Here is a 23,174-nt window from a genome sequence, read left to right on the forward strand (position 1 = left end):
CCTCGTCAAGGCGGTTGACGAGAAAGTTAAGAAGTTGGTCCTCGTGAATCTCACCGTCTGCTTGCTTGTTGGAGTGCACATCCTCAGCAAGCAGACGTTCTAACTAACCGGCTTTGTGAAGTACTGATACTGGTCCTAGAAGACTTGACGCAGATCCGTGAGAACATGGACTACGGCGCGTTCATGAACCGCCGCCTCCACGGGTGGGGATTCGCCAAGGTGCACGCCCAGATTCGCTACAAGGCGGCTGAGAAAGGGATTCGTGTGGAGGCGGTGAATCCCGCGTACACCTCGAAGACGTGCCACTGTTGCGGAGAACAGGGCTACCGTCCGAAGCAGGCGACGTTCAAGTGTTCTAACTCGGGGTGTTGGGTTTCGGAGTACCAAGCAGACGTTAACGCCGCGCTCAATATTGCAGACCGCTACCTCAGCGGAGAGAGCCACTCAAGAGAATACACGAGTGGCGATGACTCGGCTGAGGAAGGGGGACGTTTGACCGTCCCACAAGACAGCCAAGCCGATGCTGACACCCAGCAAGAGACGCTTGGAACGTATGCGTCTTGAAACCTTAGGGCCGCGCTCGGCCTGAAATCCCATGGTGGGATTCCCGCGACTTTAGGCGCGGGAGGAGGTCAAGTTCAAATGAATTCGTAGTTATCCACAATTACTTCGCCACACTAATTCATCGTGTAGACAGATGTTTGCCCTCCCACACTTCTCAGCACGTATTATCGTCGGTGTCGGTTCCGGCTGCATCGCCGTCGTTGGATGGTCTTTCGCTCGTTCGATGCACGGGTTTCCAACTGATCCGCATCTGTGGCTCCCACGACTTGTCGTCCGATCAGTCGCCGACATTCGGCGATTGAATCGAATCGCTGTCGTTTGGTTAGGACTTATCGCTTGGTCGGTGACGGTGACCACTCTACATTTTGCCGGGGTAACCCTCGATATCTACTCCGCTATCTCGTGGTGGGACATGCTCACACACTCTATGAGTGGCTTCGGCATCGCCGCGTTGACAGTTCTAACCCACCGAGACGCCGTTTCGAAGTACGGCTCGGCCTGGTGGGTGGTCCCAACGATCGTCGCGATCGGCGCCGGATTCGAGGTGTATGAATTCGTCTTCAAAGCCTTCTGGCACGAGTGGACGCTTCAGGAGTATATTGTCGACACAGTCGTTGATCTCGGCATGAATACGGTTGGGGGAACAGTCGTTGCCTCGGCAGTGAGCGGCTACCTTACGGCGGCTGATCGACCGCGGTTAGATTCAGCGCCCCCGAATCATGCCGATTGATCGGGATCCTGATAGCGCTTTTTGAGCTGATAGAGATTACGAGCGCATACCCCCGTCTTCAGGCGGAGGAGGAGGTCAATTCGATCACCAGCTTCTTTGAGGCAATTCCGTACACCGTCATCTCTCTCCCTTTCTCTGAGTACCAGATACCCACTGGAGTGATGATGCCGGTGTCGTCTAACCTCTCAAGGTGGTACGTGACGTTTTGAATAGACACACCCACCTTCTCTGCGATCTCGGCTGCCGGACGCGGATCGTCAGTGAGTACAGCGATGATCTCTTGAGCCGTTTCCGATGACACAGCCCCGAGCGCGTCTGTTACTTCGTCTCGATCGATCGAGACGCTGAGGCTTTCTTCTGGGACGTGTTTGATCGTCGTCTGGCGAGGGAACACGCTCCGTCCGGCCGTACTCTCGGTTGTATACGACATACTCGATCGGTATCTCGGATAACAATTAAAATCAGAATACCAGTTTCCGGGTCAGAAACTCGCAGAAGGCAGTTTCATGTCAGCCAGTCAGCGGGGATTCCTCCGGAATGAGAATTGATCCGACCGCCCTCTCCAGATGCAACGGGAAGGGGAAAGACCAGCTACTGGCGACTCACTGCTGTGTTTCTGGTGTGGAGTCGCCAAATTGGATGACGAGCTCTTCCACGGAGAGTGCATAGACGGTCATCTCAGTCCCTTTCCTAGAGTACCACGTGTCTACCGTTTCGATGAGGTTAGCTTCATACAGGTGGTCAAGATGGTACTTCGCGTTCTGGATTGACGTATCGATGGCCTCAGCGATGTCTGAGGCTGTCGCTGGTCCGTCGTCAAGCGTTGCCAGTATCTGCTGTGCAGTGTCCGAAGAAACCGCCTTGAGCACGTTGGTCGACTGTTCGTCGTCGACAGCGACGCTCGTCTGATCACGTGGCGTGTGATCGACGGACGTGTGGGATGAGAATGCCGTTGGCATCGGTGTTGTCAAACTGGTTACCGTCCGGTGTAGTTGATCACGCGGTCGTTGAGTTCGAGTGTCCCGTCGCGCCGATGGATATACGCGACCAGTAGCAGGCCACCGAGGACGGCGAAGCAGACAAAGACGAGTCCCTCTTCACCGATCCAGCGCGATGGCCCGGTGATGTCGATGGCGAGGAGCTCGGGCGTCTTCTGTGAATGTCCCAGTCCGAATATTGCGCTTTGAGTGAAATTATAGAACACATGAAAGCCGATGCTGAGGGCGAGTTCCCCGGTCAGGACATATACACCACTCAGTACCAGTCCAGCGATCAGGTAGTACCCATATTGACTAAGATGCGTCACCTTCCCACCGTGTAGAAACGCGAACACGAGGGTACTCAGAGCCACAGCAAGGCCGACAGCAACCCACTTGGGAACGTATCCAGTCGATCCCTCAGCGAGGTTCTTCACCATCACACCACGCAGAACAAACTCTTCCCATGCGGCCGCAAAAGCAATATACCCGAACACGATTCCCATCGCAGGCAGGAATGGTAGGTCCCCGGACCCACGCATTACACCACCGAACGTAGCCCAGTCGGCGCCGAGTGCCACGACGAGGGCGCCACCGTTGATTGCAGTGGCGACGAGTCCACCGACGACAAACGAGCGCCACCAATCTCGATCGAACGAGAGGCCGAATCCACTCATGGGACGCCGGTCGATAATTCGTGTACTAAGAAGCACCGCGCCAATGAGAATGATGGCGATTCCAGTCAGTTCGAGGAGCTCTCGTATCGGGTGGATGAACCTGGCTCGGACTGTGGTCTGGAGGATTGCGAGGAGAAGAAAGGTAAGCACCGTCGGTAGGAGCGCACGGAGCGGCGCACGCAGGCGGCGTTGTTTGGCATTCCAGACCGGCCAGCAGAGTTGACGGATCCTCTCCGGGAGAGTAGTCGATAGGATCCGGACAACCGTTGATTGTAACGACATACCTGGCGCAAGTATCCGGATATACCTAGCATCCTAGGCACGACTTCTGACCCGGAAGCTGTGATGGGTTTTTTTACTATTACCCGGATCTGGCATGTACATGGGCGAGGACGACGATGCCGTCCTAGCGTTACTCGACGACGAGTACGCCCGAGCGATCCTCGCACACCTCACGATCGAACCTATGTCAGTTGATGACCTCTGTACGGCCTGTGAAATGTCCGATTCAACGGCCTACCGCCGTCTCGATCGGTTACATGACGCAGGCCTTGTGACCGAACGGCAGGAGTTCGATCCCGACGGCCATCATTACAAGCAGTACGTGGCCACCGTTGAGAACGTTACCGTCACATTCACCGACGGGAGCTACGAGGTAGCCGTGTCACGCTCGACGGACCCTGCCGACCGGTTCACAGAGCTGTTTGAGGGGTTATCTTAAGATGCTCGTAGGGCAGGTGGAGACCACGGGGAGCGACCCACTCATCGCACTTGGCGTGCTTGCTCTCTCGGTGGTTTCGGTAGTGTTGTCGGTGACTATCGCCGCGGTGCTGATCCGTGGCTATCGTCGGTGGGGAGCTCATCGCGGGATGCTCTGGCTCGCGGTGGGGCTCATCTTCCTGATCACAGTGCCAGAACTGCTGCGTGTCGCGTTGCCGACGGCGACGGACATCGGGAGTAGCGGGCGTTCGATACTCGTCAGTGGCTGTGAATTAATCGGATTGGGAACAATACTGTGGACAGTGTACAGGGGTGAGATGCAATGATACTAATAAATTTACTGACGGTTGAACTGCTCAGTGTGGCATTGGTGACCCGTAGCGTAACTGCCGTTGTGGGGCTATTCGTCGCGACGCTGGCCTATCGTGGATACCGACGTAACGGCTCCACCAAGATGCGAGCGCTTGCCGTCGGCATCGCTTTACTAACCGCAGGGGTATACGTGGCAGTGATACTCGCAGATATGATCGGGGTGGAGAGCAGCATCGTCCTTCTGGTACGGGGTCTCGTGACAGTTATCGGCCTTTGTGTCGTATTGTATGCGATGGTCGTGGGATGATTTCTGGGAGAGAGGAGAACTGTTTCTGAGACCGGCCATCCGACTCCATACAGTTCACAGACCGATTCACGGCGAGAAATATATCACCACGTCCAGTACGTGAACCGCCTCGGGGTCAAGCCCCGGGACGATTCACAGTTTCCGTACCGCCGAAACTGTCGCAAAGAGCGTGAATATTCCACCGAGTACAGCCGCAATTATTGGCACATTAGTTGTTTGATTCTTCAAAAATGCATCACCCGGTTGAGACGGGGCAACATACGCAGTCGTCTGTATCCCCTCTTCGTACCCCTCGATGACTGATTCCGCTTCTGATCGCGTCTCGTACTCCTGTCCAATCTCAGCAGGATAGATCTTTGTCCCAGTATACTCGGTACCATTGTACACGTAATTAAAAGCAACAGTTGGATCGTAGTCGACACCTGGGCTTGACGACGTTCCACTGTCTGTCTCAACTGAGAGTTCAGTGATCGTTGCCTCAACTTCGACAGACTCTCGAACGGCCTCGGTCTGCTGAACGTAGTCATACCCGCCGTAGCTGACAATCGCTATGCCGATCAGCATGTACAGCTAGTCATACCCGCCGTAGCTGACAATCGCTATGCCGATCAGCATGTACAGCAGTGCACCCTTGAGACTGTCTGGACCGTTGATATTCACGCCTAAATCATCAGCCATACTCTAATCACCCCTCGATCGCTTTTCGACAGATCCCCAGTTGGTTCTGGAGGATAGGGCCAATTTCGGCATGGTTCGTTCCCACAGCAAACCGCGGTACGCCAGCAGGAGTGGAGAGCAACGGTGGGCACATCGGTTTGGTATTCGGTGGCTTATCAGCCGGGTGGGAACTAAAACCTGTATATGGGCACAACCGACGACACGGGAATGCCTGTAAACGCGGAGGAATCCCGAGCGGTGGGAGCTTCAGGTTTACAGTCCAGTTAGTTGACTACCAGACCTTTCGGGCACGGGTAGTCCCACAGTGTCGGACTGGTGGACCGCTGGCCATGCCAAATGGCCGTTACCCCTATCCTCGGCCGTGTACGGCGTCCCAGTGTTGTTTTTGCCACGGGAACGCAGGCAGGCATCACCGGAGTTGGGGGTATCGTCTGACTCGCTTCGAGCAGCCCGCACAGACACACCCTTCGAGGATGTAGCGTTCACTGACTGCCCTTTCAGATACTGCCTCGTTACGCGGGCGGACCGGCCGCCTCTGAAGGACGGTTCGGAATCCGCTCCGTTCCGACCAATTCCTAGCTCCGGATAGATCGGCCTGTCAATTAAATCTCCGTATGTGAAACTCAAAACAGACGTTTGGCTAGTGGACTGCTTCCCACCATGTCGGCTTCATCACCTGCCTAAAGGTGGGTGTATTCGCCTTCTAGTCCCTATAAGCCTCAGTTCACGACACGACCCCCTGGATGTAGATGTGCGCGTAGGCGCTTGCCCACACGATCGAGAGTAGTTCACTGACACTTGATGAGATGACGCTCAAGACGGGGTTCAACGAGGCTAGACTCGTCCCCATCTCGGGGAAATATGTTGGGAGAAAGAGGCTGGCTGCACTTCCAACAGCGATCACTCCTATAAGCACGAATTTTCCTCGGTAGTTCGTCGTGATGCGCCAACTCACGCGGAACGATTTTAGAGGACCGTACTGGCCGATGACACACGCCTCAAGTGCGAACCAAAACTTGTACAGGAGAAACAGAAACGGCACGGCAAAGGTGATTCCACCGATCGCTGCAGCAACGGGGAAACTGATCATATCTACCGGCGTGGCGGGGAGCACACCGACAATAAGAAAGAGTGGTAGTGCCACGAAGAACGGAATTGTCATCACCAAAAACACGGTGAGAATGACGACGCCAACTAGTGATGGCGTCCGAGCGAGGCTTCGATGTAATCCCTCACGTCTCGTGACGGGCTCGCCGGTCAGTTCGCCGGCGACGATCGTTCCCACGTACGCACGGATCAAGATGATGAACGCAAACGCCGTCAGGACCTCAACCACGCCGATCACAGGTGTCGGAAGCACGTTGATACTGTCCGTTTCAAGCAGCCGTCTGGCCAAAATGATCACACCCGCGAAAACGACGATTGACGGATAGGATCGAAACAGGCGAACGGACCAGACTAACGAATCGAGAACGCTTCGACGAGTTGCGGGCCTCTCGATATTGCGGCAATCAAGACATCCACAGCCATCGACATCGTCTCGGGCCTTGATTGTCGGTACCACGCCACACCTAGTTGTGTCGCCAGCAGTAGAAGCTCTTCGGGCCGGTGTGTCGGTATGTTCGCTCATTCGGCAGTAATGAGCTGAGAGATTGATTCGCCGGCGGCAAGCAGGATCGACGGTGGACCAAGTAGTGAGGCGAAAGATTTGAACGCCCGTTTGAGACTCGGCCGATCGTCCTCAGTCCCGAGAAAGAGCAGTGTTGGGTCTTCAGAAACGACGTAGACGCTCATCTCTCGGCCTTTTTCTGAATAGCAGGTGTCTGTAACTTCGATCACGCCAGCCGCTTCGAGATTCTCCAAGTGGTAATGGACGTTTTGTACGCTCTGATCGAGCTGATCAGCGATCCGTGACGGCGTCGCCGGCGTTTCGTTGAGCAGTCGAAAGATCTCGTAAGCGGTCTCGGAGGACAATGCTTCGATCACGTCTCGCGTCCCATCATCATCGAGACTCAGGACGGCCGGAGTATCGCTTCGTTCAACGGTAGCGTCAGTTTGTGTCGGGAGGATCCGTGACATAGGGTTTGGTTAGTTTTGGTGGGTGGCAATCGCGGGGATCTGATCCGTTCGGTGGCTGTTCGAAACTATCGCACGTAATTGTTGGTGGATGGTCATACTGAGCCCTGAGTATCAGTTGAGGCAGCGATTAATCGCATATAGTAGGCCGTGTACACTGTGTAGAAGTACGCGAAGCCGACCGCGGAAAGAGCGATCCCGATGGGGAGCAGGACAGCGATCGGAATCTCGAGCTCAATCGGTAATACGTCAGCTGGGCCAGCATCTGTCATCGTTAACTGGACCAAGTATTCGGGAATGAAGAAGACGTTCAGCAGGACGAGCCACGCCACGGAGAATCCAGTGACGCTTTTCAGATTCGAGCGAACGAGCCCAACACTTCTCCGGAACGCATCAGTAACGCTCTTGTTTTCGATGACAATCGCCGTGTCGTAAAACTGCACGAACATAATGACAACGAGGATCGACACCAGCCAAATAAGCACAGAGATGACGCCTGCGACGAACGCAACCATCTCGTGAATCACGGTAAGCGCCATCGATCCGATACCGAGGATGAACCCGAGGAGCCCAAATCCGATCGCGGTTCCAAACACGAGTAGCACGAACACCACAGTTGCAAGGAGAAGCCGAAGGTAATGAGTCCGGGCTACAGTGAAAAAGTGAGTGAGAGATGCGTCTGTGCCGTCGATCGCAGCTCGGGCAGTGCCGATGAACCCGCCGATAACGAACGGGAAGACGATCAGCCAGGCGAGCGACACGCCTGCCGAGAGATATGGCGACTCGATGAAGTGATCGACGTATTGCAGCTGGCTGCCGGCCCCGACAAGAAGGCCGGCGACGAACAGGATCGGATTCGCGCGGAGGGCGGTGAATCCATCTTTGAATGCGGAGACGGTGACCATCGTATCTACGGGTTACCCCTGTCATATATTAGGTCGAACGGAGTATCAAAACCAGATTTAATTATTTGAGCCCTTCTACCGCCTGTTTCGCAGACACGACGCAAAGCACAGTTTCGATTTGAGTTATCGGGGTCTTGAAGCATTCCGCCCAGCGATAACTGGCTACTCGTGATACTACGTCAGTATCGTCTATTGTTCGACCAGTTCTGTGAGAGAGAACCGTTTCGAACCCCATCGATGAGCAGTAGACGTGGCACATGAGTGACCACTATACTCGACGGACATTGTTGACGACACTCGGGGCAGCGGGAGTCACGAGTGTTGCTGGCTGTCTCTCGTCAGGTAGTAGTCGCTTTCGGTTGAGTGCATATCCGACAGAGAATCCGTACGAGGCGTTCCTACTGACAGATCCAGCGGGACACCGAGCCCAATTCCCTATCGATTACCCTGACGAGTACAAGCGTGCCGTCTATGACGAACTGCTTGCGAGTGGCTCGGTTACGGTGCTGAACTACCAGTTGGCCCACGAGTACGAGTTCGGCTCCGAGCAACGGGAACGCCCTCAGTTCGCTACGGACGGCGATCGGTACTACCGGATCCATGTCGAGACGGTTCGTACTGTCGAACGAGACTGGTGGGAATTCTACCTCGACTTACAGGATACGGAACAGTCCGACAGTACTGATCCGGTAACAGTACCGGTCACGTCACTGTCCGATCGTGACCAGCAGATACTCCAGCAAGCGATGGAAGCCGCAGCGGCGGATCGAGATCCGGCGATCGATGTCGGTGATCAGAAGCCTGGTTCACGCGGCGTCACGTATCACCACCACCTCGACACCGAAGCAAGCGATCTCGTCCCATCACCGCCGTTCGAGTATCTGCAACACAACGACCATTTATTCCAGGCACGAGCCGAGCAGAATACCATCCCCGTGACCGAACAAACGTTCACAGCCGAGCAGGTCGGGAGATCACGATCTGAATACGAGCAACACGTCCGCGACATCGTTCTCGAAGTCGACTTTTCCACAGTCTCGCTCTCAAGCGAGGCGACAGACGTACTCGACACGGCAACGGACGGACGACCAGTCTCGGGGTTCTATGAAGAGTCGCCGCCGATGTCGGACGACCTCGGCGAAGTCCTCACACAGCTCAACGCTGCCGACCACGTGAACGAACACGGTGACTACGGGGAGTACACGACGTTTCCGAACATGCACGCGATCTACGGCGGGAGTTGGTACGAGTTCGAACTGGCCGTCTACCCGTGAGACAATAAAGTACCTGTTTGAGTAATCACATATACTTAGTCGTTCTCGGTGTAACGTACGCTCATGTCCGATCACCTTTCCCGTGGGCTCTTCGGTCTCTCGGTCGTTGCCGGTATCTGCTGGACCGTTAAGCTACTGCGGCACCACGTCTGGAGAGGTATCGAGCTGTTTGGTGGCGTTGACAGTCTCGCAGTTGGGCTTGTACTGGTCGTAGCGATCGAGTATTCCGGAGCGGTTCTCGTAACCATTCTCGCTCTCTGTCTGTTCTGGGCGTTTCTTCGAGGCGATCGCCCGTTTTACCAGCTGGAACGGGGGAGCCAAACCGCCATCGTCGCCGGTGTAGCGTTCCTGATCCTGACGCCTTTCATTTCGAGTGCGTTCCACTTCGTCGTCCCGCAACCAGATTCTGGACCAGTAGCAGTCGTTTTGTACATCGCTCGCAACGTCTCCGCTGCTCTTCTTGTCGGAGGTGTTCTCATTCCACGACTCACCACTAGGTGAACAACTAGTCTCGGTCGGGTGTTCCAGCCAGCCGGTTCCGCCGGTCAACCGATCGACGGCATCGACACCGAAGGCGACTGTCGATCGTGAAGCCTCGTCAGTTCTCGGGGAACACCGTCTCCGGATCCCGATCCTCGAACGGGCCGACTCCTTCACCCGCCGTCGCATATCGATACAGCGCGGTCCGGACGATTGCAGATGCCGTCTGCGAGCCGACGATGGCAGTGACGATAATCACGCCACTACCGACGAGCGCCCCCATAGCGAGCATGCCATCGAGCACGAAGAACCCCACCGCACCCAGTGCGACGCCGGGCAAAGCAACGAGCAGGAAAACGAAACTCACGCCGAGCGTAGCGGAAACGCTTTCACCCCATGTATCTCGGAAGAGCGATCCACTTCGCCGGAGCTGGCGGCGCAGACTCCGTCGCTGATCGAGGACGATGACTGGCACGATGAAGAATGTCAGGAGCGCCCACGCGAGATTGAAGACAGCTCGCGTTAGGCTCCCGACGACGCCGAACTTCTCATCGAGGATGTACAAGACTGTCCCGAGCGTCGCAGCGACGACGGCCCACACAGCGATCTGGCGGCGGGCACGCCATGCTGCGGCGAGCCCATCCCGAACAGATGTCGAGTTACCATCGAACAGTTGGGCCGCGCAGTGTACCACGGCGGCGTTGAAAAACGTCGCTACGCTCGACGAGATCGCAATCGCACAAAACAACACCCCGTACTGGTAGAGATCGTTGGTGACAAGCGATTCGACGAGCCCTTGCTGGAAAACGATCGCTGCGAGAACAGCGAAGGCGCTCCCGACAGCGAGAAGGCTCAACACCGGCAAGAGTATCAGACTCGGTTCTCGGGTGAACACGCGCAGGCTGTCACGGGTAATGTCAAACCCGCGTCGATATTTCGAGGCCATACTGAATCACCAATTTAGGGCGGCGTTGCAACGACAAAGCCGATTTCGTCCGTGGAGACACCGATTGACAATGCGTTCTCTGGATCGGTGTCTTCCCACCGATACGTGTTCTCCAACCCGGTTTCCGTGCGAATCATCACGTCAAGTGGTTCATTGGACGCGAGGCCGGCGTATCCGTGATCGCCGTTCGCCGGGATGGATGCCGTGTCGTCGACGAGAACCTCGCTATCTTCAACAGTGCGAATGATCGTCGTGATGTCCAATTCGCGCTTTGTTTGATTGTTCACGATCAGATGCGGTGCGTTCTTTTGTGTCGTATGTGCCACGGCACCGCCGATTGCACCGAGTGCAACACATCCTGTGAGCAGGCCAATCGTCTTTCGTCGCGTGATGGAGGGCATATGTGCCAGAATTCAACAATAACACATATAAAAACTTGGAAGAGTCAAAATAGGCTTGAATGAGATCGAACAGAGGGGTTTCACAGCGCTTTGCACATAATCCAGATGGTATCGGTCACGCCTGTGCGAAGTCGCTCAACGACTCGCCAACGATGAAGCCGATCGCGTCATCGGCCTCTTCCATACCGAACGCGATGGCGAGCATCTCCTCGGACGTGTCATCAATCGAGATTGACTCTGATGCAGTGGATTCTCTCTGAACTTCGGAATCACCATCCAATTCGACACTGGCTTCGTAGGTGCCAGGCTCAGTCCACACGTCTTCGTAGGCCGTCACACCGTCTTCATCGTTGTTCTCGTCAGTATCGTCGTCATCCGATTCTGGTGGCAACTCGAACGATTCTGAGAGAACAGTCTCATCTCCCGGACCGGTGATGGTCACAGTACCGGTAAGGACATTCTCAGTTTCGTTGAAAAGATTGACATCGCCTAACGCGAGATCGGCAAGGCGGTCCACAATCGTCGTACAGCCAGCCGTGCTGCCGAGGAGTCCAACGCCACACGCGGCGAGGAATCGACGTCGTTTGGTGCTGTTCGAACCCGAAGCAAGTGTCTGATGGAGGGCCATATACAGTATCAAAGGGCAGGCGATGTCAATATCCCGAACGTTCAAAATTTGTTTTGAGAAACGGCTATCGTTTTGCATCAATCGCAGTGGTTTTAGTGCGCGTTTCAGGAAAACACCAGTATGGCTGCCCTCCAAGCCACACCGCCCTCGGTTAGTGCCGCGATAGTCGCATTTGTTGGACTTGCGCTCATCGGCGGCCTCATCGGGCTCGTCGGTACCGTCGTGGTTCGCCGGCTTCGAAATCCCGTCGGAAAGTACCGATTGCTGTATGGAGCCGTGCTCTTCCCGTACGCATTACTCTCCTACGGCGTGTTCGCCCTCACTGGATCCGGGACCGCGTTCCTCACGGCGCTCCCCGCTAGTCCCGAACCACTGGGCGCAGTGCTCTCGCAATTCGTCACGTTCCTCGCAGCCGGCTGTATCTGGCTCGTTTCGTATCTCCCGACGGTACGTGGTGTCCGCGAAGTACGTGATCTAGAACTTGCCACTAGCACCGCGATCAGCAAGATGGTACGGTACATCGTTGGACTTAGCGTCCTTCTCACGGTCATACTCACACCGTTGCAAGTGTTCTCGCTTGAGTCCTCACTACTTGCCCCAGCTTTCACACTCATCGTTCTCATACTTGGTTTGCTGTACGCGTCCCCATGGGTAATCCCGCTACTTCGTTCGACGACGACACCAACTGGAGAACGTGCCGACAGACTGGAACAACTCCGTTCGCGGGCCGGTCTCAGCGTTCGAGACGCCCGAATCCTCGATACTGAAAACGAAGAAACGGCGAGTACAATCGTTCGCGGGCCACCAAACTACCGACGCCTCTTTGTCACAAGTACATTTCTCGATGTATTCGACGATGAGACAGCCACTGCGCTGCTTGCAATCGAGGCAGGGAAACTTCGGACCCATGTTTTCGAGATCAGGCTTGGTACTGTCCTCGTTGCGAGTATCGCACTCATCGCGTCCGTCATCGGTATCGGACCACAGTGGTCGTTACTCGGACTCTCACTTGGAGTGGTTCTGATCGGGTTTTGGATTGCCCGTCGACGAATCTGCGCAGCTGACGAGTACGCTGCCGAACAGGTCGGGCGGACAATCGTCGCTGATGCGCTCATTGAATACGCCGACGTACACGCCTTGGAACCAACACGAAGGCGAGTCCCGAATCCGCTCTCTATCAAGGTGGCACTCGGGGATCGAATCGATCGGCTTCGCACAGCCAGCGGTCGATAGGCAAAAAAAACAGGGTGATAAGGATGCCTTCCAAGCGAGACCTAGTCAAAATAGATAGACCATATGATGGGCCAAACTGGTCCGAGTTTCAGTGGGACCGGATCTTAGCCTTCATTGCTGGAGTCGTTATGACTGTACTCTACCTCTTGGCGGATCCATTCCAGCATTCACCAGATTGGACTGCGGCGGCGCTCGGATCAGTCCCCGTTGGATTTCTCTTCTATAGTTTCAGCTCGCAGTCTTGGCAAACCTGTGCGAAAATCGCCGTCGGTACTGCAATCGGGCTGAGTCTTGGAACCTATTTTTGAGATCTTACCTACCGATCTCGAGATTGGCTTTCTTAGCGACCCATCCGCCGAAGAAACCGCCAAATACGCCGATTAGTGTCCCCAACATCCCCGTGGCAACAATAAATCCGAGACCGAGGAACGGGACAGCGACGCCGCACAGCAATACGAGAACCGCCATGAAACGGAGTACGCCTACCGCCTGTAGCTGGGTCTCTGGGAGGGACTCGGCGATTCCCGACAGCGCAGTTCCGACGATCATAAATAGTAACCATCGGGTTTCGCCAGCGTCGCCGACACTCCAGACATACACGAACATACACAAGAAGGTAAGCGATATGCCGAGCTGGAAAAGTCCGATTCGACGGCCTTGTGGCTCGTTGAACAGCACTTCGCTGATATAGGGGACCATGAGCGACGTATTTCTGCTTGAGATACAAAACAATGCCTCAGTGCGTCCCAGCAGAACGTCCCCTCCCGTGATACGCGATTCCTCTGTAAGAGGGATGAATACTACGAGATGCGCAACCCGACTTACCGGCTGTTTCGCAGCAGATAGTATCTGACCAATAGGATTTCAACAGAGCCACTTTGTTCCACTTTTCGGCTCTGTTGAAATCCTCAGCAAGTGATATATTTTGACCCAGTCGTGGTCAATACAGGGTATGCTCTTATCAAAAATAAACCCTCAGAACGAACATAACGACGAACGCGCTAACTGCACCCACTAATCCGACTTCAACTGAGCTGTCACCAAGGAAGACAAGTCCAATTAATGTGCCGATGGCGATGGCGAAACCAGATACGAGAGGACGACGAATGTTGGTCATTGTGCCACGTCTTCTGCCGACATTGAAAGTGGTTCCGAGTAATGAGAGTCTCCTATACGGTCCGGCTGTCAATACGCACTCTTCAGTGACCGGCTGTTTCTGGTGGGAACCTATCTGAAGAGGAGGCTCTGTTGAAATCCTCAACAGATGATATATTCTGACCCGGCTGCAGTCAATACAGAGGGACCGCGGATCGCTCAGTACAGAGGATTTACGTTGAAACGCTGCCGAATGCCTTGTTCAAGATTGGGGTGATAACTACGAATCCGATGAATATTACAGTAACGTAGGTGAGATATTCGACACCAATCGTGACTGGGTCAGCAATATCGCCAGTATAGATGTTGTAGAGCGTAAATATAGTCGCAGCAACTACGGCATTTGGGAGGTGAGCGGAGATCAACCTTCCGAATTCCATAAACGATACTGTTTAGCGAGTCTTCAAATTCGTATCGGTTAGGACGTGGTTGCCAGATACCGAAGACGATCAATACGCAGTACTTATCCACCGGCTGTTTCATCGTCACTGTCGTGGAATTGGACGACGAGTTGTTCGGTGGCGAGAGCGTATACTGTCATTTCTCGGCCTTTCTCGGAGTACCACGTCTCAATCGGCGTGATTAGTTCCGCTTCGCAAAGCCGGTCGAGGTGGTATGAGACGTTCTGTACCGATTGGTCGATGGACTTGGCAATCTCTGATGCCGTTCTGGGCTCTGATTTGAGTGTCCCCAGGATCTCCTGTGCGGACTCGGAGGAAAGGACCTGAAGCACGTCGGTTGGTTCATTTCGGTCAACGACGATATTCGTTTCTTTACGGGGAGCGTGGGAGACTGGGGGCTGGTGTGGAAAGGCGCTGGCCATTGGTTTGAACAGCTTGGGGACCGATTTGTTCGTCTTGTTCGGTACACTCCGAACAAACAAATCAAACAATTTAATGCTTACGGAATCCATAACCGAAGTGTGACTCAACAGATTACCCATCACATAGTGAGGACAACAGACATCTATGAGTGAAGACGATCGTGCCATTGCGCGCGAACGTATTATTGAGTCGATGGAGCAGTCGGCAGAAGTCTACGGTCTCAGTCGAAGCGCAGGCCGAATTTATGGCGTGTTATACTTCTCCGAAGAGCCACTCTCGATCCCGGAACTCGTCGATGAGACTGGCTACGCGAAATCGACGATCAGCAACGTCACTCGAACATTAACGCGAATTGGGATGATTCATCGTCGATCTTCGGAAGGTGGTGGACGACGTGTGCAGTATACGGCTGAGCGAGAAGTTTGGTTCATTCTGCAGGACGTGTTTCAACAGTACGTTCAACGGGAGATACAGACAACGCTTCGGACAATCCAACGCGCACAAGCACACCTCGCCGACGATAGCGAAAACGAGACCAGACAGATCGAAGAGCTTCGAAGGACCTACGAAGATTTACAAGAGATAGTCACGCTTGCGTCGGACTTCACCGCCGCAGAACTCCGGGACGCTCTCGAATCCTACGATCGCTAGTCACCAGTACACGGTGTACGTACAGGTATCGCCCCCGTCACGACGACACGTGTCTCCGGTTTCCTCAATGAAGACGAACGCGTCGACAGACGCATATTGCCTGGCAACACCACGGATGAGCCCACGGTCGAACGGACAGGGGTACGGGTTATAACACGTGAGTTCGCCGGCCCGATCCTCTGTCTGCTCAAACTCATAGTAGCCGATGTCGCCACCACGGTGGTTCTGTTGGTAGGCTGCATCGATCGACTGGAGTCCTTCGGGAACGCTATCGAAGTCGTTCGGCCACGTGGCAACGGCTGGGAGCTGTTCGCCAAGCCGGTCGAGAACGTGCGACTGTAATTCCTCAGCAATTGTTTCGAAGGCATTCAACCACGTTTGTTGGGGGTACCACTCCTCGGGATCTGGGTCAGTGATCCCTTCTGCAGCAAGTGCTTGGAGCGCCCGCTCCTGATACGCTTCAGAGAAGCGTCCCATTGCCTTTTCGACGATCGTCAGGACCGTTTGACCGTTCACCTCTACGCCTTGGTCAAACGCTTCATAGGTGGCCATTGGGCATATTTCCACTTGAATAAGCAAAGTAACTTCGATATGTCAGTGACTCACGACAGAAGTCGTGGGCTTGTCAGTGGACTCTCCTTCTGCCGTCGAATCGACGGTGGCGGTGAATCCGCCATTCAGGTTCAGCGTCCCTGACTTCAGCGCACATTGACAGGGTGCGCCTCCATCCGAAGACTTCTGCTCCGAATGGAGTCGTTTGAGCAGTTTCCGAGCGATGTTCTTGCTCGCGTTGTAGTCCGCGTTCAGCTCGTACTCGCACTTGTGAACTGCCTCAGGGTTAAAATTCGATCTGAGTCTTCACCGTGTTTATTTTCTGTCGGCACCCAGACCACTCTATGACCCTCCAACTTGGGCAAGCGATCAGTGATGGAATCAGTCGAATACTCACACCTACCGGTGGAATACTGTTTGTCGGATTTCTCGCACTCCAGTTACTGACACAGGCGTCGATCAACACAGCGGTTACTAGCGTCTTTCCGGACGGGCCGGCAGGCGAGATCGAAGCAGCCCTCGGCATGACGCTCCCAGTTTCGGGCACCGTTGCCGGTGGCCTGTTCGTCGGAGCAGTTGTCCTCAGTTCCGCGTATTTCGCCGTTCTTTCACGAGCACTCACCCGGCCGACAGTAGAATTATCGAGCTTTCCGAGTGACCTCTACACACGACGAATGGGACGAGCCACGCTTTCACTGTTCGTCGGCGGGCTCATTGTTGGCCCCGCCATTATAATCGGGTTTGTAATGTTGTTTATTCCTGGAGTATTCCTCGCAGTCAGTTTCCTGTTTTTCACGTTCGCAGTCGGCGTTGAGGATCGAGGAATCATCGACGGACTCAAGCGGAGTTGGGGACTTTCGCGTGGGAATCGATTGAAGCTCTCCGTCCTCGTAATCCTCGCGGGCGTCATTGGGTTCATCAGTGGTATCATGGGAACACTCTTCGACATTACCAACGCAGCAATCGTCGGGGAAGTCATCGTAAATACGATCAACAGTATCCTCTTCGTTCTGTTGTACGGAATTATCGCTGCGGCCTATCTCCAACTGCAAGGAGACAACTCAGAACGAGTCAATACGAGTGGTGTTTCTGAATCACTCGATAGCATTGGGGCTGACTAGAATCTGACAACCGATGGCGAAGACACATCTAGTGAGCTCTCCGAAGGTGAACCGCCTCGGGGTCAGGCCCCGAGGCACTCGGCCTGTTCCGCCTATAGAAAACATAAACGAATAAGATTGCACTCCGAATCAAACCAGACGGCTCTGTTGAAATCCTAAGCAGGTGATATGTTCTGGGAGCCGTGCTGAATACAGCGCGCAGATTACTCACCGTATCACTTCCACTGGAATGTGAATAATTAACACGCTATGTGCAAAACAACAGGTAGAGAGTTGTTTGTCGCTGAGTAGTCGCTCAAGACTGAAGGTGAATAAATATGGGATCAAACCACAGCCCTCAATCAGAATTATCTGACACTCAGCGGGCACTCCTCCAGAACGCTGTGCAGAACTGTTATTTCAAAGTACCACGAGGAATTTCGACAACTGAATTGGCCGAAGCAAACGGACTGTCAAGCCGAGAAGCGAACGAGGAGATGCGCCGCGCTCTTGATATCGTCTTGCGTAACGCTGGCTTCGATGAATAATCTGTGTTGCTGTAGATCCTCTGTATCTCGCACGCCGATCCTATCAGATCCTAAGAATTTCAACAGAGCCAACCAGACAGATGCCCTCCATCTTTGACAGTCCAGCCATCCGCTATGGTATCAGTTTCGTTAATGCCGCAGTCGTCGCCCTCATCGCATTCGCCTTCCTTGACGGCACAATCCGTTGGGTCGCACTCGGAATTGCAGCCCTTGAGGTGATTGTCACCCCGCAAATACTGAAACACGCAGAGTAGCACCCCCTCGGATCATAGGTTTTTCGATGACGGCCAACCAAACTGCTAGCAGATGCGTTTGTCCCTCCATACCAATGGTCGGTTCTGTCCTCACCAATACAACTCTTCGCGGCCGAGATGGATTCGCGACATGCAGGTCACAATCGCATGACTGAGCGTCGCTTAACCCGCGGGTTCATCGCATTGGTCGTACTTGCGAGCGCAGTAATCAGCGGTGCCTCAGTGGTCGCTGCCAATGGACCTGCAGTCAACGTGTCGTCTGTGACCGTTTCCCCGACAGAACCAACAGTCGGAGAGACTGTTACGGTCGAGGTGACAATCTCGAATCAAGAGGGGAGTAATTCGGTCGTCGACGTGTCAAGTATTATGCTACGAACGACCGACGAACACTACGAGCGCGTTGAAGACGTCGGTGCTATCGCCCCTGACGGAAGCCTGACAATTCCCATTACTACCACATTCGAAACAGCAGGTCAAAAAGACCTGTTGGCGCATGTGTCTGCAGCGTCACAATCAAGTGGAAGTGAGTCATCCAATCTGCGGGCGTACTACCGGCCGATTACGATCGACGTGGAAGAACCTGAGATGGATGCCGGTATCGCAGCTACCACAAACAGTTCCGGGGAGACTACAGCAACACTCACCAATTACGGGAATATTGAGCTAACTGACGTTGAGATTAGCACCTCAATCGAAGGTAATCAACGCGACCAGCGGGATGCGTTCGACATCACACCCAACGAGAGTGAATCCGTTACATTTGACACAGACAATTATAACTCGAATGCTGTCACACTCACTGGAGAGTATACTGCACGTGGTGAGCGCCATGAGGTTACTCGTACGATAGACCTCGATCAGCAGGTGCAAGGCGAAATTCGGTTAACCAGCGTTGAAGTCACAGAGCAAGGATCAATCATCTCGATCGACGGTGAAGCCGCAAACACCGGTGGAACCGATGTCGAATCAGTCCTAGTCAGAGTCCCCGACAACGACACTGTGTCACCAGCGGCCGGATCTGGAGAGTTTTTTGTCGGCTCCGTTGATGCCAGTGAATTCGCAACGTTTGAACTCAGTTCGTCAGTCGCAAATGGCACCAACACGCTCCCAATCGAGCTCACATACATTGTCGACGATGAGCGTGTTACGACAACTCAGTCAATCGAGATCTCGTCGGCTGATTCCGTTTCGACCGGATCGAATCAAGACCGGGCAGCTGCAACGTCGACTGACAACGGTAGTTCAGGATCGTCAGGGCTCCCAATTGTTCCACTCATTATTGGGTTGCTTGTGGTACTCGGCGGGAGTGGCGTGCTCTATCGGCTCTGGAACCGCGAATGAGCGTTATTCAACTAAAGGACGTGACGAAGCGCTATGACACTGAGGCTGAAATAATAGAGGCGCTGAAAGCCGTCGACTTCCGTGCCGATCGCGGAGAGATGGTCGTAGTAACAGGCCCGTCAGGAAGCGGGAAGAGCACGATGCTCAACATGATCGGGTTACTCGATAGCCCGACAGAGGGAACAATCCACCTCGACGGACGAAATGTAACTAATTTCAGCGAAGACGAGCGGACCGAAGAGCGCCGCTCACAGTTGGGGTTCGTCTTTCAGGATTTCCATCTCCTCCCGATGCTCACCGCAGCAGAAAACGTCGAACTACCCTCAATGTGGGACACAGATGTTGATCGTCGAGATCGTGCTGTCGATCTATTGCGGCGGGTTGGCCTTGGCGATCGGCTTTCTCATACTCCCGACGAACTCTCTGGCGGTCAACAGCAGCGAGTTGCGATCGCGCGGTCACTCATTAACGAACCGGATATCCTTCTCGCTGACGAGCCGACCGGTAATCTCGACCAAGAGACGGGCGAAACAGTACTTGATGAGATTACTCGTCTCAAAAACGAAGAGAATATCGCTGTCGTCGCAATCACTCACGATGAGCAGCTGGTGGGATATGCAGATCGCGTCGTGCGGCTCGTCGACGGGGTGGTCCAGTAATGGCCGTGGCATCGTACCTTCGTCGGTTCCCAAGCGTCCTCATGGCATGGCGGAATCTTGGACGCAATCGAGCGCGAACAGCCCTTGCGATGCTCGGGATCGTCATCGGCGTGATGGCGATCGTGTCGCTTGGGATGACTGGCGTCGCACTTGAACAACAGGCTACAGCTAACCTTGGAAACCTCGCGAACGAAGTGAGTGTCTCACCCGGAGAGGATATCGAGACCGATGGAATCACCGACGATCAAGTGGAAACGATACGAGACATTGCACCCGCTACAACGGTTATCCCACAGAAATCAAATGCTACCGAACTCACAGCACGAAACGGTGCAGAAGCGAACGTCCAAGTAACGGGAGTAACGAATCCAGCACCACTATACGATATTGCAACTGGTGATGAACCCACACGCCTCCAAACAGGGGCCCTAATTACAGAATCAACTGCGGAGCAGTTAGGATTACAACTCGGAGATCCAGTCGAATACGGAGGGCAAATATACCGTATTCGTGGCTTCATCGCCGCGGAAAGTGGGTTTGGACCAAGTGGTGGAGGTGAGCTTGCCCTCCCGGAATCTGCACTCAACGAGCAGGAATACTACAATTCCGTCACGGTCATCACCGAAGATGGAGAGACTAGCACTGCGACTGCAAACGCCATTGAGGCCGAGTTCAACGATGCCGACGAAGAGATTTTGACGGCGACGAGCTTCGCAAGCGTTCAAGAAGATATCTCCTCGTTCACCAATACACTGGAACTCGCGCTTCTCGGAATTGGCTCAATATCGTTGTTCGTCGCGAGCGTTGCCATTCTGAACGTCATGTTAATGAGTACAATTGAACGCCGTGGTGAGATTGGCGTGTTACGTGCTGTCGGCGTACGCCGCGGCGAGGTACTCCGGATGATACTCACCGAAGCTGCCTTTCTCGGTGGGGTTGGTGGTCTCATCGGCAGCGCAGGATCGCTGGTTGTCGGGCTTGCACTATTTCATGTTCTTACGGGGGAGGCAACACTCGCATTGGAGTGGTCTAGCTCACGATATCTCCTCTATGGGATGTTGTTTGCTCTCGTTGCAAGCATTCTGAGCGGTATCTATCCCGCATGGACTGCGGCTAATGAGTCACCGGTTGATGCACTCCGTGGATGAGGAGTTGCCTAGACTCACCGTGTTTTTCATATCTCTCTACAGGGGGAGCAGGCCGCGTGCCTCAAGCCTTGATCCTGAGGCGGTTCACTTTGGTTGTGCATGCCTGCCGCCACAGCAACCACGTCGGACAGAGGAGGAACGGCAACAGAACGAGGCTCTGCACGAAATCCCCCATAGTCCGGGCGTCGGGTGGGGACCACGCTTGCGTCACGAAGGTGATCGACGGAGGCTGCCCACTGCGGCTCGTCGAGCCACGTGTCGTACGCGACTAGTCGACCCGTACCCCTGGCACTCAATCGGTGCGTAGGTGAGGACTCGCACGGCGTCGGCTCAGGCGGCCGGGAGCGCCCACTGCCACGCCGACCTGAGGGCGATGACGCCGAGCGGGCCGCCAAACCCGGCGACGATCGCCGCGATGGTGGGGGCGGAGTAGGCGAGGCCAGCCACGGCGGCGACACCACAGACTCCGACCGCAGCTGCCGCCCCGGCTACACGTCGGTTGAGTGGTCCGAACGCCGTCGTCTCCACGGAGAGATCGAACGCCTCGACGGCCTGGTCGTACTCCCGGAGGTGCGCGACGCCGAGTTCGTACTCCCCCGCAACCGGGGTGAGCGAAAACGTCCGGGTGTCGCAAACGCGGTCGACGAACTCTCCCTTGCGTAACTCGGCGTCCCGGATGTCGTCGACGGGGGTCGCCCACTGGATAGTATCGGTGAGATCGTCGTACGCGACCACCGCGTCGTCCCGGCGCTGGTACGTCAGCGTGCCGTGAGTGAGAGCGTACTCAACGGCTTTCAGCCCGCCGAGACCGGCCGGCAGGAGACCGAAACAGACCACGGTGGCGGCGACCACTCCTGCCGACCCGGCAGTGAGCCCGACCCACGCGAAGAGATATGCCGGGCCGCCGCTGACCGCGGACATCGCGCCCCGCCAGAGTGCGGCGGCGCGGACGGCGCGCCGGTCCGGACGGACCTCGGCTGTCGGCGCCACGTCTGGCGCCGCCACGGGCGGGAGGGTTCCAACCCCCTCGTCGGGGTCGAACGCCGCCCCGCCGCGGTAGCCTCGCCACTCCGCGAACAACTTTACCGCGACGAACGCGACCAGCGCGCCGGTCGGGCCGCCGACGATCGCAAACATAAGCACCACCACGGCCACCCCAGCCTCGGTCGTCGCGCTTGCGACCACGTCTCGGGGGGTGCACGTCTCGTGGCGTCGGTTCCGGAAGTACTCGAGCTCAACGACGCCGACGTGGGAGATGACTAGGAAGCCGACGCTCGCCGCCACGCTCGGGTCGGCAAGCGTCGCCGACACGTCGACGAACCGTCCCAACACGAAAAGGAACAGCCCGACGAGTCCCACAGCAGCTCCAAACGCCTGCAAGACAAACGGGACGTTCCGGGGATAGATGGGTGGGAGCGGGTCGACGACGGTGACGCTCCCGCGCCGGCGGTTGAGATCGCTCGGACCAATGGAAATCGCGTCGCGCTCGTCGGACTTGAACGGGCCGTCCTCCCTAGGGCGCTCCAGCTCGTCGTAGTTCGGCGGGCAGCGCGCGAACAGCGCCTTCACCCCGGCAAACGGGACGGCGACGACCAGTTCAATCGCGTAGACGACCGCGAACGTCTGTGCGCTCCACCCAAGGAAGAACACGCCGACTAGTGGGGCGACGTTCGCTGCGACTGTCACCAGAAACACAGCAGATGACTCGTTCGACGGTGACGCCATCGATTCACCGCATGATAACAGAGAATAAAAGTTGTTGGTGCGGGATTTGTACTGAGCGAACCCAAGTCAAACCAGCCGCTTTCTGAGGAATTTGCCGGTCCAACAAAACGAATTGGGCCTCGTCGCGATGGACAAGGGGGTGCCAAACCCACACGAAGAGGAGGCAGACGGACACCCCGCCCGGCGGTGTTCAGATAAGGATTGAAAGGTGAGGCGGTGCGTTTTCAAAGTGATCTATGCTCGAAAACGACCGCCTCAGCGGCTGTTTAGACGAGATCAACTTAGAGTTTGTGGAGCGAGAAGCAACAC

Annotated in this window: 28 protein-coding genes and 3 pseudogenes; 15 read left to right on the plus strand and 16 right to left on the minus strand. The window is 55.3% G+C overall.

Annotation, left to right across the window (positions count from 1 at the left end):
* Window positions 1-126: 126 nt before the first annotated feature.
* Together NO887_RS17750 and NO887_RS17755 are read left to right on the plus strand one after the other, a co-directional pair.
* Window positions 127-564: pseudogene (locus NO887_RS17750) on the plus strand (zinc ribbon domain-containing protein); the annotation flags it as partial.
* 298 nt (window positions 565-862) lie between these two features.
* Window positions 863-1,294, plus strand: a complete 432-nt coding sequence (locus NO887_RS17755; RefSeq protein ID WP_303652370.1) for a DUF2238 domain-containing protein — start codon at window positions 863-865, stop codon at window positions 1,292-1,294.
* 58 nt (window positions 1,295-1,352) lie between these two features.
* Here NO887_RS17755 and NO887_RS17760 read toward each other — a convergent pair whose 3' ends face one another.
* The 3 genes from NO887_RS17760 to NO887_RS17770 all read right to left on the minus strand — a co-directional run bounded on the left by NO887_RS17760 (window position 1,353) and on the right by NO887_RS17770 (window position 2,948).
* The gene (locus NO887_RS17760) at window positions 1,353-1,724 is read right to left on the minus strand and encodes an ArsR/SmtB family transcription factor (RefSeq protein WP_256419506.1); all 372 of its coding nucleotides are present in this window, start codon (window positions 1,722-1,724) and stop codon (window positions 1,353-1,355) included.
* A 172-nt stretch (window positions 1,725-1,896) separates the two neighbouring features.
* Window positions 1,897-2,253 (minus strand): ArsR/SmtB family transcription factor, encoded by a 357-nt coding sequence (locus NO887_RS17765; protein WP_256419507.1) that lies wholly within the window; start codon window positions 2,251-2,253, stop codon window positions 1,897-1,899.
* A 17-nt stretch (window positions 2,254-2,270) separates the two neighbouring features.
* On the minus strand, window positions 2,271-2,948 hold the full coding sequence (locus NO887_RS17770) for a CPBP family intramembrane glutamic endopeptidase (RefSeq protein ID WP_256419508.1): 678 nt from the start codon (window positions 2,946-2,948) through the stop codon (window positions 2,271-2,273).
* Window positions 2,949-3,330: 382 nt separating this feature from the next.
* Between NO887_RS17770 and NO887_RS17775 the strand changes: the two genes are divergently transcribed.
* Genes NO887_RS17775 through NO887_RS18750 form a run of 3 tightly spaced genes read left to right on the plus strand, consistent with a single transcriptional unit; the run spans window position 3,331 to window position 4,287 of the window.
* On the plus strand, window positions 3,331-3,669 hold the full coding sequence (locus tag NO887_RS17775; protein ID WP_256419509.1) for an ArsR/SmtB family transcription factor: 339 nt from the start codon (window positions 3,331-3,333) through the stop codon (window positions 3,667-3,669).
* A 1-nt stretch (window position 3,670) separates the two neighbouring features.
* On the plus strand, window positions 3,671-3,994 hold the full coding sequence (locus NO887_RS17780) for a hypothetical protein (protein WP_256419510.1): 324 nt from the start codon (window positions 3,671-3,673) through the stop codon (window positions 3,992-3,994).
* Window positions 3,991-4,287 carry a DUF7521 family protein gene (locus NO887_RS18750; protein ID WP_425601554.1) on the plus strand — a complete coding sequence of 99 codons (297 nt, stop codon included), beginning with the start codon at window positions 3,991-3,993 and terminating at the stop codon, window positions 4,285-4,287. Before NO887_RS17780 ends, NO887_RS18750 begins: the two co-directional genes overlap by 4 nt.
* Before the next feature lie 132 nt (window positions 4,288-4,419).
* Here NO887_RS18750 and NO887_RS17785 read toward each other — a convergent pair whose 3' ends face one another.
* The 4 genes from NO887_RS17785 to NO887_RS17800 all read right to left on the minus strand — a co-directional run bounded on the left by NO887_RS17785 (window position 4,420) and on the right by NO887_RS17800 (window position 7,946).
* On the minus strand, window positions 4,420-4,851 hold the full coding sequence (locus tag NO887_RS17785; RefSeq protein ID WP_256419511.1) for a DUF3592 domain-containing protein: 432 nt from the start codon (window positions 4,849-4,851) through the stop codon (window positions 4,420-4,422).
* An 838-nt stretch (window positions 4,852-5,689) separates the two neighbouring features.
* Window positions 5,690-6,370 (minus strand): hypothetical protein, encoded by a 681-nt coding sequence (locus NO887_RS17790; protein ID WP_256419512.1) that lies wholly within the window; start codon window positions 6,368-6,370, stop codon window positions 5,690-5,692.
* Between the two features lie 221 nt (window positions 6,371-6,591).
* The gene (locus NO887_RS17795; protein WP_256419513.1) at window positions 6,592-7,044 is read right to left on the minus strand and encodes an ArsR/SmtB family transcription factor; all 453 of its coding nucleotides are present in this window, start codon (window positions 7,042-7,044) and stop codon (window positions 6,592-6,594) included.
* Between the two features lie 92 nt (window positions 7,045-7,136).
* The gene (locus NO887_RS17800; protein WP_256419514.1) at window positions 7,137-7,946 is read right to left on the minus strand and encodes a DUF7847 domain-containing protein; all 810 of its coding nucleotides are present in this window, start codon (window positions 7,944-7,946) and stop codon (window positions 7,137-7,139) included.
* A 257-nt stretch (window positions 7,947-8,203) separates the two neighbouring features.
* Between NO887_RS17800 and NO887_RS17805 the strand changes: the two genes are divergently transcribed.
* Entirely contained in the window at window positions 8,204-9,220 is a 1,017-nt protein-coding gene (locus tag NO887_RS17805; protein ID WP_256419515.1) for a hypothetical protein, read from the plus strand.
* Window positions 9,221-9,283: 63 nt separating this feature from the next.
* Window positions 9,284-9,721 carry a hypothetical protein gene (locus NO887_RS17810; protein ID WP_256419516.1) on the plus strand — a complete coding sequence of 146 codons (438 nt, stop codon included), beginning with the start codon at window positions 9,284-9,286 and terminating at the stop codon, window positions 9,719-9,721.
* 97 nt (window positions 9,722-9,818) lie between these two features.
* Here NO887_RS17810 and NO887_RS17815 read toward each other — a convergent pair whose 3' ends face one another.
* From NO887_RS17815 to NO887_RS17825, 3 genes are all read right to left on the minus strand, one after another.
* Window positions 9,819-10,646 carry a DUF6159 family protein gene (locus NO887_RS17815; RefSeq protein WP_256419517.1) on the minus strand — a complete coding sequence of 276 codons (828 nt, stop codon included), beginning with the start codon at window positions 10,644-10,646 and terminating at the stop codon, window positions 9,819-9,821.
* A 14-nt stretch (window positions 10,647-10,660) separates the two neighbouring features.
* Complete coding sequence (locus NO887_RS17820) at window positions 10,661-11,047, minus strand: hypothetical protein (RefSeq protein WP_256419518.1); 387 nt, start codon at window positions 11,045-11,047, stop codon at window positions 10,661-10,663.
* 115 nt (window positions 11,048-11,162) lie between these two features.
* Window positions 11,163-11,753, minus strand: a complete 591-nt coding sequence (locus tag NO887_RS17825; protein ID WP_256419519.1) for a hypothetical protein — start codon at window positions 11,751-11,753, stop codon at window positions 11,163-11,165.
* Window positions 11,754-11,795: 42 nt separating this feature from the next.
* Between NO887_RS17825 and NO887_RS17830 the strand changes: the two genes are divergently transcribed.
* Window positions 11,796-12,908, plus strand: a complete 1,113-nt coding sequence (locus NO887_RS17830) for a peptidase (RefSeq protein ID WP_256419520.1) — start codon at window positions 11,796-11,798, stop codon at window positions 12,906-12,908.
* A 312-nt stretch (window positions 12,909-13,220) separates the two neighbouring features.
* Here NO887_RS17830 and NO887_RS17835 read toward each other — a convergent pair whose 3' ends face one another.
* The 3 genes from NO887_RS17835 to NO887_RS17845 form a co-directional block, all read right to left on the minus strand.
* Window positions 13,221-13,607 (minus strand): DUF8011 family protein, encoded by a 387-nt coding sequence (locus NO887_RS17835; RefSeq protein WP_256419521.1) that lies wholly within the window; start codon window positions 13,605-13,607, stop codon window positions 13,221-13,223.
* Window positions 13,608-14,236: 629 nt separating this feature from the next.
* Complete coding sequence (locus NO887_RS17840) at window positions 14,237-14,443, minus strand: hypothetical protein (RefSeq protein ID WP_256419522.1); 207 nt, start codon at window positions 14,441-14,443, stop codon at window positions 14,237-14,239.
* An 83-nt stretch (window positions 14,444-14,526) separates the two neighbouring features.
* Window positions 14,527-14,886, minus strand: coding sequence for an ArsR/SmtB family transcription factor (locus tag NO887_RS17845; protein ID WP_256419523.1), 360 nt, complete (start codon window positions 14,884-14,886; stop codon window positions 14,527-14,529).
* Between the two features lie 145 nt (window positions 14,887-15,031).
* Between NO887_RS17845 and NO887_RS18610 the strand changes: the two genes are divergently transcribed.
* Window positions 15,032-15,538 (plus strand): GbsR/MarR family transcriptional regulator, encoded by a 507-nt coding sequence (locus tag NO887_RS18610; RefSeq protein ID WP_345780167.1) that lies wholly within the window; start codon window positions 15,032-15,034, stop codon window positions 15,536-15,538.
* On the opposite strand, the gene NO887_RS17860 is transcribed toward NO887_RS18610, so the two are convergent.
* Window positions 15,539-16,090 carry a hypothetical protein gene (locus NO887_RS17860; protein ID WP_345780168.1) on the minus strand — a complete coding sequence of 184 codons (552 nt, stop codon included), beginning with the start codon at window positions 16,088-16,090 and terminating at the stop codon, window positions 15,539-15,541. It lies immediately after the preceding gene.
* A 42-nt stretch (window positions 16,091-16,132) separates the two neighbouring features.
* Window positions 16,133-16,369, minus strand: a pseudogene (locus NO887_RS17865) (RNA-guided endonuclease InsQ/TnpB family protein); the annotation flags it as partial.
* 65 nt (window positions 16,370-16,434) lie between these two features.
* On the opposite strand from NO887_RS17865, the gene NO887_RS17870 reads away from it, so the two are divergent.
* The 5 genes from NO887_RS17870 to NO887_RS17885 all read left to right on the plus strand — a co-directional run bounded on the left by NO887_RS17870 (window position 16,435) and on the right by NO887_RS17885 (window position 21,140).
* Window positions 16,435-17,211 (plus strand): DUF7847 domain-containing protein, encoded by a 777-nt coding sequence (locus tag NO887_RS17870; RefSeq protein ID WP_256419525.1) that lies wholly within the window; start codon window positions 16,435-16,437, stop codon window positions 17,209-17,211.
* Between the two features lie 317 nt (window positions 17,212-17,528).
* Window positions 17,529-17,738 carry a helix-turn-helix domain-containing protein gene (locus NO887_RS18755; RefSeq protein ID WP_379812537.1) on the plus strand — a complete coding sequence of 70 codons (210 nt, stop codon included), beginning with the start codon at window positions 17,529-17,531 and terminating at the stop codon, window positions 17,736-17,738.
* Window positions 17,739-18,139: 401 nt separating this feature from the next.
* Complete coding sequence (locus NO887_RS17875) at window positions 18,140-19,333, plus strand: COG1361 family protein (protein WP_256419526.1); 1,194 nt, start codon at window positions 18,140-18,142, stop codon at window positions 19,331-19,333.
* Window positions 19,330-19,992 (plus strand): ABC transporter ATP-binding protein, encoded by a 663-nt coding sequence (locus NO887_RS17880; protein WP_256419527.1) that lies wholly within the window; start codon window positions 19,330-19,332, stop codon window positions 19,990-19,992. Before NO887_RS17875 ends, NO887_RS17880 begins: the two co-directional genes overlap by 4 nt.
* The gene (locus tag NO887_RS17885) at window positions 19,992-21,140 is read left to right on the plus strand and encodes an ABC transporter permease (protein ID WP_256419528.1); all 1,149 of its coding nucleotides are present in this window, start codon (window positions 19,992-19,994) and stop codon (window positions 21,138-21,140) included. Before NO887_RS17880 ends, NO887_RS17885 begins: the two co-directional genes overlap by 1 nt.
* Window positions 21,141-21,470: 330 nt before the next feature.
* Here the strand turns inward: NO887_RS17885 and NO887_RS17890 are convergent, their stop codons facing one another.
* On the minus strand, window positions 21,471-22,865 hold the full coding sequence (locus NO887_RS17890; protein WP_256419529.1) for a DUF6498-containing protein: 1,395 nt from the start codon (window positions 22,863-22,865) through the stop codon (window positions 21,471-21,473).
* Window positions 22,866-23,101: 236 nt separating this feature from the next.
* On the opposite strand from NO887_RS17890, the pseudogene NO887_RS17895 reads away from it, so the two are divergent.
* Window positions 23,102-23,174, plus strand: a pseudogene (locus NO887_RS17895) (IS6 family transposase); the annotation flags it as partial.

This window comes from Halorubrum laminariae, from assembly GCF_024494655.1.
GTDB lineage: Archaea > Halobacteriota > Halobacteria > Halobacteriales > Haloferacaceae > Halorubrum > Halorubrum laminariae.

Bases quoted from the DNA above. Each gene is read 5' to 3' on its own strand.
- NO887_RS17860 (WP_345780168.1), bottom strand. From the start codon at position 16,090: ATGGCCACCTATGAAGCGTTTGACCAAGGCGTAGAGGTGAACGGTCAA.
- NO887_RS18750 (WP_425601554.1), top strand. From the start codon at position 3,991: ATGATACTAATAAATTTACTGACGGTTGAACTGCTCAGTGTGGCATTG.
- NO887_RS18610 (WP_345780167.1), top strand. From the start codon at position 15,032: ATGAGTGAAGACGATCGTGCCATTGCGCGCGAACGTATTATTGAGTCG.
- NO887_RS17760 (WP_256419506.1), bottom strand. From the start codon at position 1,724: ATGTCGTATACAACCGAGAGTACGGCCGGACGGAGCGTGTTCCCTCGC.
- NO887_RS17770 (WP_256419508.1), bottom strand. From the start codon at position 2,948: ATGAGTGGATTCGGCCTCTCGTTCGATCGAGATTGGTGGCGCTCGTTT.
- NO887_RS17775 (WP_256419509.1), top strand. From the start codon at position 3,331: ATGGGCGAGGACGACGATGCCGTCCTAGCGTTACTCGACGACGAGTAC.
- NO887_RS18755 (WP_379812537.1), top strand. From the start codon at position 17,529: ATGGGATCAAACCACAGCCCTCAATCAGAATTATCTGACACTCAGCGG.
- NO887_RS17870 (WP_256419525.1), top strand. From the start codon at position 16,435: ATGACCCTCCAACTTGGGCAAGCGATCAGTGATGGAATCAGTCGAATA.
- NO887_RS17800 (WP_256419514.1), bottom strand. From the start codon at position 7,946: ATGGTCACCGTCTCCGCATTCAAAGATGGATTCACCGCCCTCCGCGCG.
- NO887_RS17830 (WP_256419520.1), top strand. From the start codon at position 11,796: ATGGCTGCCCTCCAAGCCACACCGCCCTCGGTTAGTGCCGCGATAGTC.
- NO887_RS17780 (WP_256419510.1), top strand. From the start codon at position 3,671: ATGCTCGTAGGGCAGGTGGAGACCACGGGGAGCGACCCACTCATCGCA.
- NO887_RS17845 (WP_256419523.1), bottom strand. From the start codon at position 14,886: ATGGCCAGCGCCTTTCCACACCAGCCCCCAGTCTCCCACGCTCCCCGT.
- NO887_RS17890 (WP_256419529.1), bottom strand. From the start codon at position 22,865: ATGGCGTCACCGTCGAACGAGTCATCTGCTGTGTTTCTGGTGACAGTC.
- NO887_RS17885 (WP_256419528.1), top strand. From the start codon at position 19,992: ATGGCCGTGGCATCGTACCTTCGTCGGTTCCCAAGCGTCCTCATGGCA.
- NO887_RS17795 (WP_256419513.1), bottom strand. From the start codon at position 7,044: ATGTCACGGATCCTCCCGACACAAACTGACGCTACCGTTGAACGAAGC.
- NO887_RS17810 (WP_256419516.1), top strand. From the start codon at position 9,284: ATGTCCGATCACCTTTCCCGTGGGCTCTTCGGTCTCTCGGTCGTTGCC.
- NO887_RS17835 (WP_256419521.1), bottom strand. From the start codon at position 13,607: ATGGTCCCCTATATCAGCGAAGTGCTGTTCAACGAGCCACAAGGCCGT.
- NO887_RS17825 (WP_256419519.1), bottom strand. From the start codon at position 11,753: ATGCAAAACGATAGCCGTTTCTCAAAACAAATTTTGAACGTTCGGGAT.
- NO887_RS17820 (WP_256419518.1), bottom strand. From the start codon at position 11,047: ATGCCCTCCATCACGCGACGAAAGACGATTGGCCTGCTCACAGGATGT.
- NO887_RS17805 (WP_256419515.1), top strand. From the start codon at position 8,204: ATGAGTGACCACTATACTCGACGGACATTGTTGACGACACTCGGGGCA.
- NO887_RS17815 (WP_256419517.1), bottom strand. From the start codon at position 10,646: ATGGCCTCGAAATATCGACGCGGGTTTGACATTACCCGTGACAGCCTG.
- NO887_RS17880 (WP_256419527.1), top strand. From the start codon at position 19,330: ATGAGCGTTATTCAACTAAAGGACGTGACGAAGCGCTATGACACTGAG.
- NO887_RS17840 (WP_256419522.1), bottom strand. From the start codon at position 14,443: ATGGAATTCGGAAGGTTGATCTCCGCTCACCTCCCAAATGCCGTAGTT.
- NO887_RS17765 (WP_256419507.1), bottom strand. From the start codon at position 2,253: ATGCCAACGGCATTCTCATCCCACACGTCCGTCGATCACACGCCACGT.
- NO887_RS17785 (WP_256419511.1), bottom strand. From the start codon at position 4,851: ATGCTGATCGGCATAGCGATTGTCAGCTACGGCGGGTATGACTACGTT.
- NO887_RS17875 (WP_256419526.1), top strand. From the start codon at position 18,140: ATGACTGAGCGTCGCTTAACCCGCGGGTTCATCGCATTGGTCGTACTT.